The following is a 14538-nucleotide window of genomic DNA, read 5'->3' on the forward strand; positions in this document are numbered from 1 at the left end:
GGGACGGAATGGTTCGCCTTCTGCTCGCGCTGTTGCTGATGCTGGCCGGTCTGCCGGTGCTGGCCGCCCGGCCAGGCCTGCAGGCGATGATCGATGCCGCCAAGCCCGGCGACATCGTCCAGCCCGAGCCCGGCGTCTATGCCGGCCCCATCACCATCGACAAGGGCATTACCCTGGATGGCCGGGGCAAGGTGACCATCGATGCAGGCGGCAAGGGCTCGGTGATCTATCTGCACACCGATGGTGCCGTGCTGCGCAATCTGCATCTGACCAACTCCGGTGCCCTGCACAACACCATTGACGCCGGTGTGCAGGTGCGTGGCAAGTTCAATGTCATCAAGGACAACATCATCGATGATTGCCTGTTCGGCCTCGACCTGCAGCAGTCTGAAAACAACGTGGTGCGTCGCAACCGCATCAGCTCCAAGGAGGTGGCCCTGGGTATGCGTGGCGATGCGGTGCGGCTCTGGTACAGCTTCGGCAACAAGATCACGGACAACGTGATCCGCAATGCGCGTGACATGGTGGTCTGGTATTCAAAGGACAATCTCATCGCCCGCAACGACAGTCGCGGCGGCCGCTATGCCCTGCACTTCATGTACTCCCAGTACAACAAGGTCGAGGGTAATACCTATACCGACAATTCCGTGGGCATCTTCCTGATGTACAGCGATGGCGTCGAGATCCGTGACAATTACATCGCGCGGGCAGTGGGTGCCACCGGGGTGGGAATCGGTTTCAAGGAGACCTCCGATGTGACCATCGAGAACAACCGGATCCTCTACAATGCGACCGCCCTGTACCTCGATGTGTCACCCTACCAGCCGGACACCGTCAACCGTTTTACCGGCAACGTCATCGCCTTCAACAACATCGCCGTGCGTTTCCTCAACGACTGGCAGGGAAATGCCTTTCACCGCAACCTGTTCAAGGGTAACCTGACCGAGGTGGTGGTCAGTGACGGTGCCACCGCCAACCGCAACGACTGGCAGGGCAACTACTGGGACAGCTACCAGGGCTTCGATCTTGATGGTGACGGCATCGGTGACACCCCCTACGAGAACTATTCCTATGCCGACCGCATCTGGCAGGATGTGCCTGCGGCGCAGTTCTTCCGTGGCACACCGATGCTGGAGGTGCTGGACTTCCTGGAGCGCCTGGCGCCGTTCACGCCGCCGCAACTGGTGCTGCGTGACCAGCGACCGTTGATGGAAATGGAGAACAGGCTGTGAGCGAGATCAAGCCACCGCCACGCCCGCCGGGGCGGCGTCGCCTCAACCCGCGGCAGCAGAAGCAGCGCCGTGAATTCCTGCGCAGTGTGGCTTTGGGTACCGGTCTGGTATCCCTTTCACTGCTGGGGTTCGTGCCGGTGGTCAAGGGCGGACCGCTGCGCCTGCGCCCGCCGGGTGCCCTTGAGGAGGACGAGTTTCTCGCTGCCTGCATCAAGTGTGGCCAGTGCGTGCAGGTCTGTCCGGTGGAGGCCATCCACCTGGAAGACATCGACAGCGGTTTCGGGGTCGGCACACCCTACATTGCCGCCCGTGACCAGGCCTGCGACTTTTCCTGCGATGGCCTGCAGTGTGTGCTGGCCTGTCCCACCGGGGCGCTGACCCACGAGATCAACTACCCGCACGAGACGCGCATGGGCTTCGCCCGCCTGGCGCGGCCCGCGGCCTGCCTGGCAATCCAGGGCAAGGGCTTCAAGGGGCTGGCCCGCGGCGCCGGCTTCGGCGGCAAGCTGCGTTACGACGAGATCGACCGCTGGAATCCACTCTATGTCCGCGATCATCCCTACGACCTGGAGATCTGCGACCTCTGCGTGCGCCAGTGTCCGATCGAGATCCGCGCCAGCCAGTGCGAGGCCGGCAAGCCGCCCTCCGGCGACCCCAACCAGTGTCCGCCCAAGCATGCCATCCGCCTGGAGCCGATCGAGGGCGAGGATGGCAAGGTGCGCATGACGCCGGTGGTGCTGGAGGGCTGCGTCGGCTGCGGGGTGTGCGAGATGATCTGCCCGGTGGAGGGCGAGCCGGCCATCGTGGTCGACAGTCGGAAGACGGCGGAGACGGCATGAGTTACATCAGTGAATCCTTCATGCAGATGCTGGGGCGGGCGCCGCGCAAGCCGGCCAGGGAGGAGATCCGGCCGGCGGCGCAGGAGATCCATTTCTACAAGAAGACCCACAAGCTGGACGTGGAACGACTGGAGCGGCTGCACGCCGAGCACAAGAGTCACAAGTGGCGCAACCGCCGCTGGTTGACCCTGCTGGCCATCAATCTCCTGTTCGTGCTCTCCTACTGGCTCGACATCCAGCTGCTGGAAGGCGCGCTCACCGCCTCGCGCTTCATGGGCTTCCACATGGCGGATCTCAATTCCTCGCTGCAGGTGATGCTGGCCTTCAAGGAGGTGCTGATCAATCTGGTGATCGGTACCTCGACCGTGCTGGTGATGTGGCTGCTGCTCGGCGGGCGGACCTTCTGTTCCTGGGTCTGTCCCTACCACCTGCTGGCCGAATGGGCCGAGAGCCTGCATCTGTGGCTGGCGAAGAAGAAGCTGGCGCGCAACTACAGCTTCCATCGCGGGCTGCGCACGGTGCTGTATCTGGTCTTCGCGCTGCTGGCGCTGGCCACCGGCTACACGGTGTTCGAGACCATCTCGCCGACCGGCATCGTCAGCCGGGCGCTGATCTATGGCCCGGGACTGGCGCTGGTCTGGGTCGGCGTGCTGCTGTTGTTCGAGGTCTTCGTGTCACGCCGTGCCTGGTGCCGCTATGTCTGCCCCATCGGCATGACCTACGGCATCGTCGGCCTGGCCAGCCCGCTGCGGGTCACCTACCATCTGCAGGATTGCGCCCACGAGGGGGATTGCCGCAAGGTCTGCCTGGTGCCGCACGTGCTGGACATGACCATCAAGGGCCGGGCCCGCGATGCGAAGGTGGACGTCGGTGCCGATTGTACCCGCTGTGGCCTGTGCGTCGATCAGTGCCCGACCAACTCGCTGCGTTTCGAGTACAAGCTGCCCGGGCGTTGAACCGCTGTGGCAGCCTGCGGCCGGGCGCCGTTTTACGGTATGATCGCGAACCATCGCCGGGCTGCCGGCCGGTCCCATGAATCCGCGTCGCAGACAGCGCCCCCTTGCGCTGGCCGGCGCCTTGCAACAACCGGAATAGAGACTCGATGATCCGTTTCCAGCAGGTCGCCAAGCGCTTTCGCAAGTTCCAGGCCCTGAAGGGCATCGATCTGGACATCCCCTCCGGGAGCCGCCTGGCCCTGGTCGGTTCCAACGGTGCCGGCAAGACCACCCTGATCCGCTGTCTGCTCGGAGAATACCACTTCGAAGGCAGCATCAGCATCGATGGTCAGGACGTGCACGCGCAGCGTACCGAAGTGCTGAAGCAGGTCGGCTTCGTGCCCCAGTTGCCACCGCCGTTGAAGATGCCGGTCGGTCAGTTGATCCACTTCGCCGCCGACGTCTGCGACGCCGATCCCGGGCGCATGGAGGCGATGGCCCGGCGCCTCGGCCTCGACCTGGAGCTGCTCCGCAAGCGGCCCTTCGTGCGTCTGTCCGGTGGCCAGAAGCAGAAGATCCTGATCAGCATCGCCCTTGGGCGTGACAGCCGCCTGCTGATCATGGATGAGCCGGCCGCCAATCTCGATCCCGAGGCGCGGCACATCTTCTTCCAGCTGCTGGCCGAGAAGCCGGAGGAGACGGTGATGCTCATCTCCAGCCACCGCCTCGACGAGGTGGCCTCGCTGGTCAACCGGGTGGTGGAGATGGACCAGGGGCAGGTGGTGCTGGACGATCGGGTGGCAGACCGGGTCGATCTCGACAGCCAACTGCGCTGCGAGCTGCGCATCAATCGAGAGGAGCCGGCCTTTGCCCGCAGCCTGGCGCAGTGGGGTTTCCAGCCGGCCGGGGGGCTGTGCTGGACGGGGTTGGTGGCGGGGGCCGACCGGCTGCGCTTTCTCGGCGTACTGTCGCGTTACGCAGGCCTGCTCAGCGCCATCCGCATGGAAGAGACAGGAGAAGAAACCGCATGAATCTCGTGAAAGCCTTCCGCATCCTGCTGCTTGCTGCCCTTGGCGGCCTGCTGCTGGCCTGCTCGCGGGGCCCCGAAACCGGCCCGGTAGAGGTCAAGTGGGATCGCGATACCTGCGACCGCTGCCGGATGGTGCTGAGCGACCGTTTTCATGCCGCCCAGATCCGCAGCGGCCCGGATCGCAAGGTCTACAAGTTCGATGACATCGGCGGTGCCATGCTGTGGCTGGAGGATCAGCCCTGGAAGGACGACCCGGCTACCGAGATCTGGGTCACCGACCGGCGTGATGGCCGCTGGATCGACGGCCGCAGCGCGACCTATGTCGACGGCGACGTGACGCCGATGGAGTTCGGTATCGGCGCCCAGGCGGAGCCGGTCGAGGGCGGCATGAGCTACCAGCAGGCGCGCCAGCTGGTGCTGGAACGCGAGCGGCGCTACAACGCGCCCGGAGCGAATCTCGAGGAACATGCCCATGAGCATCACTGAGGTGGAGGCATGAGGCATCTGTGGCTGGCCGCCTGGGCCGACATCATCGAATCGCTGCGCACCCGCTGGTTCCAGGTCTATACGGCCATCTTCGGCGGCGTGGTGGTGCTGCTGTTCGTGTTCGGCCTCACCGAATCCCGGGTCATGGGCTTCACCGGGCTCTCCCGGCTGCTCATCACCTACATCCAGCTGACCATGGCCATCCTGCCGATCTTCGTGCTCATCACCACGGTGCGTTCGGTGGCCGGTGACCGCGAGGCCGGGGTGTTCGAGTACATGCTGTCATTGCCCATCTCGCTCGGCGCCTGGTTCTGGGGCAAGCTGCTGGGCCGCTTCGTGGTGGTCTTCCTGCCGGTGTTCCTGGCCATGGCCGGTGCCGTGGTCTGGGCGCTGATCAAGTCGGCCGAGGTGCCCTGGTTCATGTTCGGCTATTACACCGCCCTGCTGGTGGTGCTGGCCTGGTGTTTCCTCGGCATCGGCATGCTGATCTCCAGCGTGGCGCGTACCGCCGATGTCGCCCAGGGCGCCGCCTTCGTCATCTGGCTGGCCCTGATCCTGCTCCTCGACCTGATCCTGCTTGGGATCCTGATCCGTGGCGGGTTGAGTCCCGAGGGTGCGGTGGCCGTCGCCCTGGCCAATCCGTTGCAGGTGTTTCGCACCGCGGCGATGATGTTGTTCGATGCCCAGTTGGTGATGCTCGGTCCGACCGCCTTCATCATTCTCGATTTCTTCGGCCACGCCGGCTATCTGATCTGGGCCCTGGTCTATCCCCTGCTGATCGGCACCCTCTGTGCGGCGGTCGGCTATCAACTGTTCCGGCGCAGCGATCTGCCATGAGCGGGGGGGCGCCCCTCAAGCACAGCTTCGGTTTCCAGCAGGTCGATCCGGCCGAGCGCCAGCGGCGCATTCGCCAGGTGTTCGAGTCGGTGGCGCCACGCTACGACCTCATGAACGACTTCATGAGCTTCGGCATCCACCGGCTGTGGAAGCGGGTGCTGGTGCGCGAGGCGGCGGCCACTGGCGGCCAGTGCCTGGTCGATCTGGCCGGCGGTACCGGTGACGTGGCGCGGGCTCTGAGCGGTGACGGTCGCGCGGTGCTGCTGGTCGATCCCAGCCTGGCGATGATGCAGGCCGGCCGTGCCCGGGGCCTGGACGGCGTGCGCTGCATCGCGGCGACTGGCGAGGCCCTGCCGCTGGCAGACGCCTCGGTCGACACCCTGACCATCGCCTTCGGCATCCGCAACATGACCGACATGGAGGAGGCGTTGCGCGAGATGCACCGGGTGCTGAAGCCGGGCGGCCGCTGTCTGTGCCTGGAGTTCTCACGTCCCTGGGCGTTGATCCGCCCCTTCTACAACCTCTATTCCTTCCTGGTCATTCCCCGCCTCGGTGCCCTGGTGGCGCGTCAGCCGGCTGCCTACCATTACCTGGTGGAATCCATCCGCCGCTTTCCCGACCAGGAGACGATGAGGGCCATCATGCTGCAGGCGGGTTTCGAGTCGGTGCGCTATCGCAACCTGTCCTTCGGCATCGCCTGCCTGCACATCGGGGTCAAGGCCGACGTCTGATGGAGCCGGCGGCGCCCTGTGACTGGCTGCTGCAGGCTGCGCAATGCCGGCCACGGGCGCCGGCCCTGCTGGGGCCGACCGCCAGTCTCGACTACGCCGGCATGCTGGAGCGGACGCGCCGGCTCGCCGCGGCCCTGCGTGAACCCGGTTCGTCGGCCGAGGTGCTGGTCGTGCAGACCCGCGACAGCGAATTCCTGGTCTGCCTGCTGCATGCCGCGCTGCTCGGCGGCCGGGCGCTGATGCCCCTCGACCCGGACCTGCCGCCCGGCTGGCGGGCAGATCTGCTGGCGGCGCTGCCGTCTCATCGGCTGATCCGGGATGGGGACGCGGCGGGGGACGGCATGACGCCCGGGGAGCTGCTTGAGGCCGCGGCCATGGCCGAACCCATCGATCTGCCGCCGGCACAGCCGCCGCTCAGCGCCCGGTTGTGGCTGTCGACCAGCGGTTCCGGCGGCCGCCCCAAGCTGGTGGCGCTCGGTGATGCGGCGCTGGCGGCCAGCGTCGAGGCGGTCAACCGGCGGTTGCGGCTCGCTCCCTCAGACCTGTGGCTGGCCTGCCTGCCGCTGTTCCATGTCGGCGGTCTGTCCGTGCTCCTGCGCTGCGCGGCCGCCGGCGCTGCCGTGCGTCTGCATGGCCGCTTCGATGCCGCGGCCGTGGCCCGCGATCTGGAGCGCCAGCCCGTCAGCCATCTGTCCCTGGTGCCGGCCATGCTGGCGCGTCTGCTGGAGGCCGGTGCGCAGCCCCCCGCCTCGCTGCGGGTGGTGCTGGTCGGCGGCGGGCCGCTGTCACCGGCCCTGGCCGAGCGGGCCCTGGCTGCCGGTTGGCCGCTGTGGGTCACCTACGGCATGACCGAGACCGCTTCCCAGGTTGCCGCCCGGCCGCTCGCCTTGGGGGAGGACCCGGCCTGCGTCGGCACGCCACTGCCCGGCTTCGCGGTACGGCTGCTGGATGCGGCGGGACAGCCGGGCGCCTCCGAGGGCGTCATCGAGCTGCAGACTCCCTGGATGGAGGCTGGCGAATGGTTGCATACCGGGGATCGGGGCCGACTGGACGAGCTCGGGCGGCTGAGCCTGCTGGGGCGGGCCGACCAGGCGCTGCTGAGCGGTGGCGAGACGGTGCAGCCGGAGGCGGTCGAGGGCCTGCTGGCGGCCTGTCCCGGGGTGGCCGGGGTGGCGGTCAGCGGTCACCGTGATCCCGTGTGGGGGGAGGTGCTGGTGGCCTTCTACCGCGGGTCGGCCGGGCCGTCGGCCGTCGAGGACTGGTGCCGGACCCATCTGGCGGGCGCGCTGCGGCCGCGTATCATCCGCCAGGTGTCGGAGCTGCCGCAGACCGCCAGCGGCAAGCTCGACCGGCGGCGGTTGCGGCGCTGGGCCGAGGAAGGACTCTCAAAGAGGGGGGGCGGCTGACCCGCATATTGCACCAAGGATTCGATGCTCAGGGCGAATCTGGCCAAGCAGTTTGTTCGATCGCCATAGAAGCATGGCCGTAGCTAGGGTTCAAGGGGGATCGGGCAGAATGCGACGCCAGATTTGCTCTGAACTCGAATAGGCACAAACCGTAACAGGGCACAATTGCTCGCATAGGGGATCACTGCCTTGATGAATACCGAAAAATTACGCATTCAAGGCCGCCTTCGTGCAATATGCGGGCTAGATTCGACAGACTCCCAAGGCCTGTTACATCACGCCAATCGCGGCCTGGAGGCCGCTCCTACGGGGCATGGCAGAATCCCGGTAGGAGCGGCCTCCAGGCCGCGATCTCCGGTGGGTCCAGGCACGCCTTCATCCGGGGCCTGATGCAATGTCCGGGCTAGATGGGCCGTGCCAGGCAGAAATCCCGAAAGGTCTCTGATCAGCAGTCGCGATCAGGCGCGGATGAGTTTCTCGCAGGCCTCGATGCAGTCGGCGCAGGCATCGGCGCAGGCCTTGCACTCGGCATGCTTGTCCTCGTGCTTGCGGCAGGCCTTCTCGCAGACCTTGCAGACGTCCGCGCAGACACGGGCGACGGCCTTGAGCCGGTCGGAGCGGTAGGCGGCCATCTTCTCCAGGGCGCTGCACATGGCCAGCATCTCCTGCACCGAATCGGCGCATTCGGCAACCGAGGTGTCGCCGCGCTTGAACAGCTCCATGCAGTGGTCGATGCACAGCTGGCCCTTCTTCAGGCAGTCCAGCGCCGTGTCGATCAACGCTTCGTGGGGATTGCCGGCATGGTGATGCATGTGCTCGCTGGCCAGGGACTGGCTGCTGGCCAGCAGCACGCCGCTCGCCAGGGCGCCCTTCAGCAGGTCGCGGCGGAAGGGGTTGGAGGGGGATGCGGTCATCGATGCTTTCGCCATGTCTTCTTGTCCTTTTATGGTCGTCTCAGGCAGCGCACGCTATGGCATGTCGTCCGCCGCATGATGACGGCATGCCGGCCGATTTTCAACAGGTGCCGAAAAGTCGGCATGTATCGTGCATTGTTCGAAGGTGCCGACGGTTTTGCGACGGCAGAACACGGCATATTTAGTTGCCGGGTTAATAATATGGCACGGGATTCCCCGATGCCGGTCTGTGGGCATGCCGGGACAAGGGGTGGACAAGAGTCGCGCGAGGACATGGCGCTACACGGTGAATCGATGAGCAGCGGCTTGGCAGGCAACGGCGTTTCCCATCTGCGGCGTGAGAAGACCAGCGTCTTTCAGCGTCGCCCGATCATTCTCGGCACCCTTACTGCCCTGCTGATGTGGACCGCGTTGAGCGCCTTTTCCCTCTACTGGAATATCAGCAACCTCAATCAGGAGAAGGTCACCCTGGCCATTTCCGAGGCGCGTGCCAATTGGAACAAGGATCTCGCCTTCCGCCGCTGGGCGACGCGTCACGGCGGTGTCTATGTGCCCCCCGATGAGCGCACGCCGCCCAATCCCTATCTTGCCCATCTGCCTGACCGTGATGTGGTAACCACCGATGGCAAGCGTCTGACGCTGATGAATCCGGCCTACATGATGCGGCAGATGACCCAGGAATTCGAGAAGGAATACGGCATCAAGGGCAAGATCACCGGCAAGGTGCAGATCAATCCGATCAACGCCCCGGATCCCTGGGAGCGCAAGGCGCTGGATGCCTTCGAGGCCGGTGTCACGGAGGTGATCGAGCAGAGCGAGATCGACGGCAGGCCCTACCTGCGTTACATGAAGCCGATGTACATGACCGAGGGCTGCGTCAAGTGTCACGGTTATCTGGGTTTCAAGGAGGGCGATCTGCGGGGCGGGATCAGCGTCTCCATACCGTTGCAGCCCTATCTGGACGCGGCGGCGGCAACCGCGCAATCGATGCAGGTGACGCATGGCATCGTCTGGCTGGTCGGTGTCAGCGGCATTCTGGCCTTTGCCGGTTTCACCCTCCGCCGCCACCGGGAACGGCTGCAGCTGCTGGCCCAGCTCGAGCACGATGCGCTGCATGACGAGCTGACCGGGCTGCCCAACAGGCTGCTGTTCACGGACCGGGTCGCTCGGGCGATGCAGCGCCGGGAGCGCGCGGACAACTATCTCTATGCCGTCTGTTTCCTAGATCTCGACCGCTTCAAGAATCTCAACGACAGCTACGGTCATCAGATCGGCGACCAGATGCTGCTGCAGGTGGCGCGGCGGTTCCGCAAGGCGATCCGCCCCACCGACACGGTGGCACGCCTCGGCGGCGACGAGTTCACTTTCCTGCTGGAGGACTTCGGCAGCGAGGCGGAGGCGGTGCTGGTGGCCGAGCGTATCCTCGAAACCCTGCAGCCGGGCTTCCATCTCGCCTCCGGTGTGCTCTACACCAACGCCAGCCTTGGTCTGTGTTTCGGCAACCGGAAATACCGCAGTCCCGAAGAACTGATCCGTGACGCCGATACGGCCATGTACCGCGCCAAGGAGGGTGGTCGCGGCCGCATCCACATCTTCAATCCGGAGTTGCACCAGCGGGCCATGGAGCTGATGCAGATGGAGAACGATCTGCGCAGTGCCCTGCCGAAGGGACAGCTGGAGGTCTACTATCAGCCGATCATCGACATCGCGGCCAATACCATCAGTGGTTTCGAGGCCCTGTTGCGCTGGCATCACCCGACACTGGGCGATATCCCGCCGGACCGCTTCATTCCCATCGCCGAGGAAACCGGCCTGATCATGCCAATCGGCGAATGGGTGATGCAGCAGGCCTGCCGGCAGATCGCCGACTGGAACCGGCGTTTCGGGATCGAGGAAGCCTTCTTCGTCTCGGTCAACCTGTCCGGCAAGCAACTGGTGCATGAGAATCTGTTGCAGACCCTGGACCGGATCCTCGCAGAGACTGCACTGGCGCCGGAACAACTGCACTGCGAGATCACCGAGACCATGCTCATCCAGCATCGTCGGCAGGCCGCCAGGGTGATCGACGGTCTGCGTGGCCGGGGCATCCATGTCAGCCTCGACGACTTCGGCAAGGGCTACTGCTCGCTGACCTATCTGCACGAGTTCCGTTTCGACACCCTCAAGATCGACAAGGATTTCGTGCAGGACATGGATATGCGTGGCAAGGGGCTGTCACTGGTACGGACCATCATGCTGCTGGCCCGTGACTTCGATGCCCAGGTGGTGGCCGAGGGGGTGGAGACCGAAAGCCAGTTGCAGCGTCTGCAGTCGCTGAAGTGCAAATGGGCGCAGGGTTATTACTTCCTCAGGCCACAGCCCGCTGCCGAGATCCTTGCCCTGCTCGATGCCGGCTGTCACAACGATGCCGAGCGGCTGGGCGCTGGGGGTTAGCAGCCTGTCGGACTTAGGCGATCGTAGCGAGCAGGGTGGGAGAACGAGAACGAATCTTCACGATTTCGAGGCGCATAGCGGGCACTACGCAACGAGAAATCGGGGAGATTCGGGCCGCTCTCCCACCCGCGCAGTAGATCAGTCCTGAGTCCGACAGGCTGTTAGCCCGCATATTGCATCAGGACCCCCGGATGATGGCGGCTGGACCTGCCGGGGATCGCGGCCTGGAGGCCGCTCCTACCATGGTGCCGCCATGCCACGTAGGAGCGGCCTCCAGGCCGCGATTGGCGTGGTGTTATTAACCCGGCAACCAAATATGCCGTGTTCAGGGCTTCAGGCCTGTTCCGGGGCCTACTCGCCTTGGGGCTCTGTTTCAACGGCCTCTCCTCTTGCTGGCGGCGGCAGTTCGCGTACCACGCGGAAGCCGGTATCGTCGCTGCGCCGGCTGGGGAAGTCGCGCCAGCGGTTGGCGGAGCGGCTCTCGCTGGGCGGAAAGCTCCAGGCGCCGCCGCGGATCACACGCTTGCCGCAGCCTGGTTTGTCCAGCGGCCGGCCATCGGCCGGGGCCTTGGCGAAGCTGTCGTGGTAGCAGTCGGCCACCCACTCGAAGACATTGCCGGCGGTATCGTGCAGGCCGAAGGCATTGGGCGGGAAGCGGCCGACCGGGGCGGTCTTGTCGCCGTCCCACAGCGAGCCGCAGCCCTCGCAGTTGGCCCGTGCCCGGCCCGGTTCGTCGCCCCACCAGAAACGGCTGCGGCTCCCTGCCCGTGCCGCGTACTCCCATTCGGCATCGCTCGGCAGGCGGTAGGTCTGGCCGGTCTTGCGGCTCAGCCAGCGGGTGTAGGCGACGGCATCCTTCCAGGAGACGTTGATGACCGGCCGTTGGCCGCGGCCCCAGTCGCTGTCGTCCGGCAGCTCGTGCCCGGTCTCCCTGCAGAAGCGGTCGTACTCCTCGAAGGTCACCTCGTTCAGGCCGATGGCGAAGGGCCGCAGCCGGACCGGCAGCGGCGGCCGCTCGTCATCGTCGCCGTCGCTGGAGCCGCGCATGAACTCGCCGCCGCGCAGCAGGATCAGCTCCGGTCCCGGGGTGCCATCGACCATGCGGTCGCGCAGCAGGGCCGCGGGGTTGAGATGGCGTCGGTAGCTGGCGGCGGGCGGCCCCGACCGGTACTGGACGCCGACGGCCAGCCGGCTGATGGCTTCCAGGGGGATGTTCAGGATCCCGCCATAGCGGTTCTCCACGCGCAGCAGGGACGTGGCCGGGCGGCCCTGCTGGATACTGCCGCCGTTGAGCTGCACCTGGATGCGCAGCTCGTCGCCGTCCATCAGGCTGGCGACGTCGAGCAGGTGGATGTCGGAGAAGCCGATACTGCGCCTCCCGTCCGCTGTCTCGAGTACGATGCCGGCGTCGAGCAGGCGGCCAACGAAGCGGCTGCCGTTGCGTGTTTCCACGACGTCAGGCAGAGCCGGCGGGCGGTGGCGCAGGCGCCGGGGGGTGAAGCTGATCTCGGCGATGTCATCAGGGTGCAGAGGCAGCAGGGGGTCGAGGACGCGCAGGACGACGATCTCCTCGTCCAGCAGCCGGCCCTCGAAGTGGTCGCCGAGGCGGGTCAGCAGCCGGTCCGGCCGTCGTTCGTTACCCATCACCAGGCGGCCCATCAGGCCGTAGGGGATGGACAGGGTGCCGTAGGGCGTCTGGAAGTGGAAGGCCTCCCGGGCGACGGTGCCCTGATGGATGTCGCCGTTCTTCATGGTGATCAGATCGAAGCCGGGTCCATCGCTGGCTTCGACCGTGCGCAGCAGGCCGAGGCAGGCGATCAACAGCAGGGGCAGCCAGCGTCGTGCATCCATCGGGTCTTCCTGGCAGTCTGTCGGGCGGGATTATCCGGCGACCAGTCTACTGAATTCGCACCGACCCGCACAGCTCGCCGGCAATCATGCCGAGAGCGCGGCGCGCAGTCCGCTCGGCAGGGGGCAGGGCTGCCGGCTGCTTGCATCCAGCACGGCATGCACCGTCTGCAGGCGGGCACGTTCCCCGTTCGCTGCGTCGAGCAGCCGATAGTCGAGGGTGAAACTGTGCTCACCGATGGCTGCCACGCGCAGCGCCATCGTCAGTTGTTCTCCGTGATGCAGGGGTGCCCGGTAGTCGGCCTCGGCATGGACCACCGGCAGCGCCAGCCGGCCCGCGGCCAGCAGTGCCGGCAGGGCCTGGCCGCGTTCCGCCATGAAGGCCTCGTAGGCCTCGTGGGCATAGCGGAACAGGTGGGCGAAGAACACCACCCCGGCGGCGTCGACATCCTGCAAGGGGACGGTGATGGCATGGCTGAATGCGGGTGCGTCGGTCATGGGGGGATATTACACCACGGTGGAAGTATGCCGCCTGTGGCGATCCCGGCGGGGGACGTCTATCCCGGATATTGCACCAAGGATTCGATTCTCAGGGCGGAGCTGGCAAAGCAGCCTGGCCGATCGCCCGCGGAAACATAGCCGTAGCTATGGTTCAAGGGGGATCGGCCAGGATGCGCAGCCAGATGCGTTCTGAGATCGAATAGGCACAAACCGTACCCCGCCACGAGGGCCTATTTGCGAGCCTCCCGGCCTTGTATGTCAGTCTGCACGCCGATCATGCGGGCCGCCTTGGTGCAATATCCGGGCTATGCGAAGTCTTTCCGGGGCTCGATGCCGAGGCCGGGTCTGTCGGGCAGGTGGATGTACCCTTCCCGGATGGCCGGCGCGGGCGCGACGTCCTCCGCCAGCCAGTCGCCGGTCGCCAGGCCGTGCGCCAGGCCGTTGTTCAGTGCCGCCGCCAGGTGCACGGCGGCCCAGGCGCCGATGGCGCTGTCGACCGTGGTGGTGACCACGCATTCCATGCCGTTGGCGAGCGCCTGCCGGCCCAGCCTCAGTGCCGCCAAGGGGCCGCCCAGCACCATGGGCTTGAGGATCAGCCGCTCGACCGGGAGCTCCCTCAACAGCCGGTCATGGTCGAAGCGTCCCAGTGATTCGTCCAGCGCCAATGGGCAGGGCGCCGTGGCCTGGAGTTCGGCCAGCATCTCCAGCGAGGGTTCGGCCAGGGGTTCCTCCAGTGATTCGATCGGCAGCCCGTCGAGCGCCTCCATGAATCCTCGGGCCTGCTCCGGGTTCCAGGCACGGTTGGCGTCCAGCCGGAGGGTGACGCCCGGCGGCAGACGGTTGGCCAGTCGTTCGAGCGCCTTGAGATCATCTGCCGGCGGTGCCATCCCAACCTTGAGTTTGACCACCCGGAAGCCCGCCGCGTCGGCGAGCCGGTCGGCCGTGTCGGCATCGAGGGCGCCGAGGCTGGCGTTTACGGCGACCGAGGCGGCGGCGTTGATCTCCAGTCGACGAGAGAGCGGCCGGCCCGCCGCCCGCGCCTCGAGGTCCAGCAGGGCGGTCTCCAGGGCGCAGCGCGCGGCGGGCGGCGCCTCGTCCGGCAGGGATCTCAACAGGGTTCCGGCCGACTGCCCTTCGATCCCGGCCAGTCGCTGTTCCAGCCAAGCGACGGCCTGCCGGGGATCTTCGGTACCGGCCTGCGGCAGCGGGGCGCAGTCGCCCCAGCCCCGCCGCCCCTCGTCATCCACCAGTTCCAGCAGCCAGCCGCGGCGCTCCCCGAAGCGGCCGGCGGCGCTGGACCAGGGGCGTTTCAGCGGCAGTCGATAGGGCAGCAGCCGGCCGTGCAT

General features: G+C 66.2%; 13 protein-coding genes. 9 read left to right on the forward strand and 4 right to left on the reverse strand.

Annotated elements, in window-relative coordinates:
* Positions 1–8: 8 nt before the first annotated feature.
* The 8 genes from nosD to QVG61_RS02425 all read left to right on the forward strand — a co-directional run bounded on the left by nosD (position 9) and on the right by QVG61_RS02425 (position 7496).
* Positions 9–1232, forward strand: a complete 1224-nt coding sequence (gene nosD / locus QVG61_RS02390) for a nitrous oxide reductase family maturation protein NosD (protein WP_289931728.1) — start codon at positions 9–11, stop codon at positions 1230–1232.
* Between the two features lie 5 nt (positions 1233–1237).
* Positions 1238–2071 carry a 4Fe-4S dicluster domain-containing protein gene (locus tag QVG61_RS02395; RefSeq protein WP_354671199.1) on the forward strand — a complete coding sequence of 278 codons (834 nt, stop codon included), beginning with the start codon at positions 1238–1240 and terminating at the stop codon, positions 2069–2071.
* Positions 2068–3027: a NapH/MauN family ferredoxin-type protein gene (locus QVG61_RS02400; RefSeq protein WP_289931730.1), complete on the forward strand. Its 960-nt coding sequence runs from the start codon at positions 2068–2070 to the stop codon at positions 3025–3027. The genes QVG61_RS02395 and QVG61_RS02400 overlap by 4 nt, the downstream gene beginning before the upstream one ends.
* Before the next feature lie 146 nt (positions 3028–3173).
* Positions 3174–4037, forward strand: coding sequence for an ABC transporter ATP-binding protein (locus QVG61_RS02405; RefSeq protein WP_289931731.1), 864 nt, complete (start codon positions 3174–3176; stop codon positions 4035–4037).
* Positions 4034–4522 carry a hypothetical protein gene (locus QVG61_RS02410; protein WP_289931732.1) on the forward strand — a complete coding sequence of 163 codons (489 nt, stop codon included), beginning with the start codon at positions 4034–4036 and terminating at the stop codon, positions 4520–4522. The genes QVG61_RS02405 and QVG61_RS02410 overlap by 4 nt, the downstream gene beginning before the upstream one ends.
* A gap of 9 nt (positions 4523–4531) precedes the next feature.
* Positions 4532–5359 (forward strand): ABC transporter permease subunit, encoded by an 828-nt coding sequence (locus QVG61_RS02415; protein ID WP_289931733.1) that lies wholly within the window; start codon positions 4532–4534, stop codon positions 5357–5359.
* Positions 5356–6090 (forward strand): class I SAM-dependent methyltransferase, encoded by a 735-nt coding sequence (locus QVG61_RS02420; protein WP_289931734.1) that lies wholly within the window; start codon positions 5356–5358, stop codon positions 6088–6090. The genes QVG61_RS02415 and QVG61_RS02420 overlap by 4 nt, the downstream gene beginning before the upstream one ends.
* Entirely contained in the window at positions 6090–7496 is a 1407-nt protein-coding gene (locus tag QVG61_RS02425; RefSeq protein ID WP_289931735.1) for an AMP-binding protein, read from the forward strand. The genes QVG61_RS02420 and QVG61_RS02425 overlap by 1 nt, the downstream gene beginning before the upstream one ends.
* 458 nt (positions 7497–7954) lie before the next feature.
* Here QVG61_RS02425 and QVG61_RS02430 read toward each other — a convergent pair whose 3' ends face one another.
* On the reverse strand, positions 7955–8425 hold the full coding sequence (locus tag QVG61_RS02430) for a four-helix bundle copper-binding protein (RefSeq protein WP_289931736.1): 471 nt from the start codon (positions 8423–8425) through the stop codon (positions 7955–7957).
* 279 nt (positions 8426–8704) lie between these two features.
* On the opposite strand from QVG61_RS02430, the gene QVG61_RS02435 reads away from it, so the two are divergent.
* Positions 8705–10843, forward strand: a complete 2139-nt coding sequence (locus QVG61_RS02435) for an EAL domain-containing protein (protein ID WP_289931737.1) — start codon at positions 8705–8707, stop codon at positions 10841–10843.
* Between the two features lie 351 nt (positions 10844–11194).
* Here QVG61_RS02435 and QVG61_RS02440 read toward each other — a convergent pair whose 3' ends face one another.
* From QVG61_RS02440 to menC, 3 genes are all read right to left on the reverse strand, one after another.
* Complete coding sequence (locus QVG61_RS02440) at positions 11195–12694, reverse strand: formylglycine-generating enzyme family protein (RefSeq protein ID WP_289931738.1); 1500 nt, start codon at positions 12692–12694, stop codon at positions 11195–11197.
* Positions 12695–12778: 84 nt separating this feature from the next.
* Positions 12779–13189, reverse strand: coding sequence for an acyl-CoA thioesterase (locus QVG61_RS02445; protein ID WP_289931739.1), 411 nt, complete (start codon positions 13187–13189; stop codon positions 12779–12781).
* Between the two features lie 308 nt (positions 13190–13497).
* Positions 13498–14538 (reverse strand): o-succinylbenzoate synthase, encoded by a 1041-nt coding sequence (gene menC / locus QVG61_RS02450; protein ID WP_289931740.1) that lies wholly within the window; start codon positions 14536–14538, stop codon positions 13498–13500.

Source organism: Thiohalobacter sp. IOR34 (assembly GCF_030406045.1).
GTDB lineage: Bacteria > Pseudomonadota > Gammaproteobacteria > Thiohalobacterales > Thiohalobacteraceae.

Excerpts from the sequence above, each read along its gene's own strand:
- QVG61_RS02440 (WP_289931738.1), bottom strand. The coding sequence starts at position 12,694 with ATGGATGCACGACGCTGGCTGCCCCTGCTGTTGATCGCCTGCCTCGGC.
- QVG61_RS02410 (WP_289931732.1), top strand. The coding sequence starts at position 4,034 with ATGAATCTCGTGAAAGCCTTCCGCATCCTGCTGCTTGCTGCCCTTGGC.
- QVG61_RS02405 (WP_289931731.1), top strand. The coding sequence starts at position 3,174 with ATGATCCGTTTCCAGCAGGTCGCCAAGCGCTTTCGCAAGTTCCAGGCC.
- menC (WP_289931740.1), bottom strand. The coding sequence starts at position 14,538 with ATGCACGGCCGGCTGCTGCCCTATCGACTGCCGCTGAAACGCCCCTGG.
- nosD (WP_289931728.1), top strand. The coding sequence starts at position 9 with ATGGTTCGCCTTCTGCTCGCGCTGTTGCTGATGCTGGCCGGTCTGCCG.
- QVG61_RS02435 (WP_289931737.1), top strand. The coding sequence starts at position 8,705 with ATGAGCAGCGGCTTGGCAGGCAACGGCGTTTCCCATCTGCGGCGTGAG.
- QVG61_RS02445 (WP_289931739.1), bottom strand. The coding sequence starts at position 13,189 with ATGACCGACGCACCCGCATTCAGCCATGCCATCACCGTCCCCTTGCAG.
- QVG61_RS02425 (WP_289931735.1), top strand. The coding sequence starts at position 6,090 with ATGGAGCCGGCGGCGCCCTGTGACTGGCTGCTGCAGGCTGCGCAATGC.
- QVG61_RS02420 (WP_289931734.1), top strand. The coding sequence starts at position 5,356 with ATGAGCGGGGGGGCGCCCCTCAAGCACAGCTTCGGTTTCCAGCAGGTC.
- QVG61_RS02400 (WP_289931730.1), top strand. The coding sequence starts at position 2,068 with ATGAGTTACATCAGTGAATCCTTCATGCAGATGCTGGGGCGGGCGCCG.
- QVG61_RS02430 (WP_289931736.1), bottom strand. The coding sequence starts at position 8,425 with ATGGCGAAAGCATCGATGACCGCATCCCCCTCCAACCCCTTCCGCCGC.
- QVG61_RS02415 (WP_289931733.1), top strand. The coding sequence starts at position 4,532 with ATGAGGCATCTGTGGCTGGCCGCCTGGGCCGACATCATCGAATCGCTG.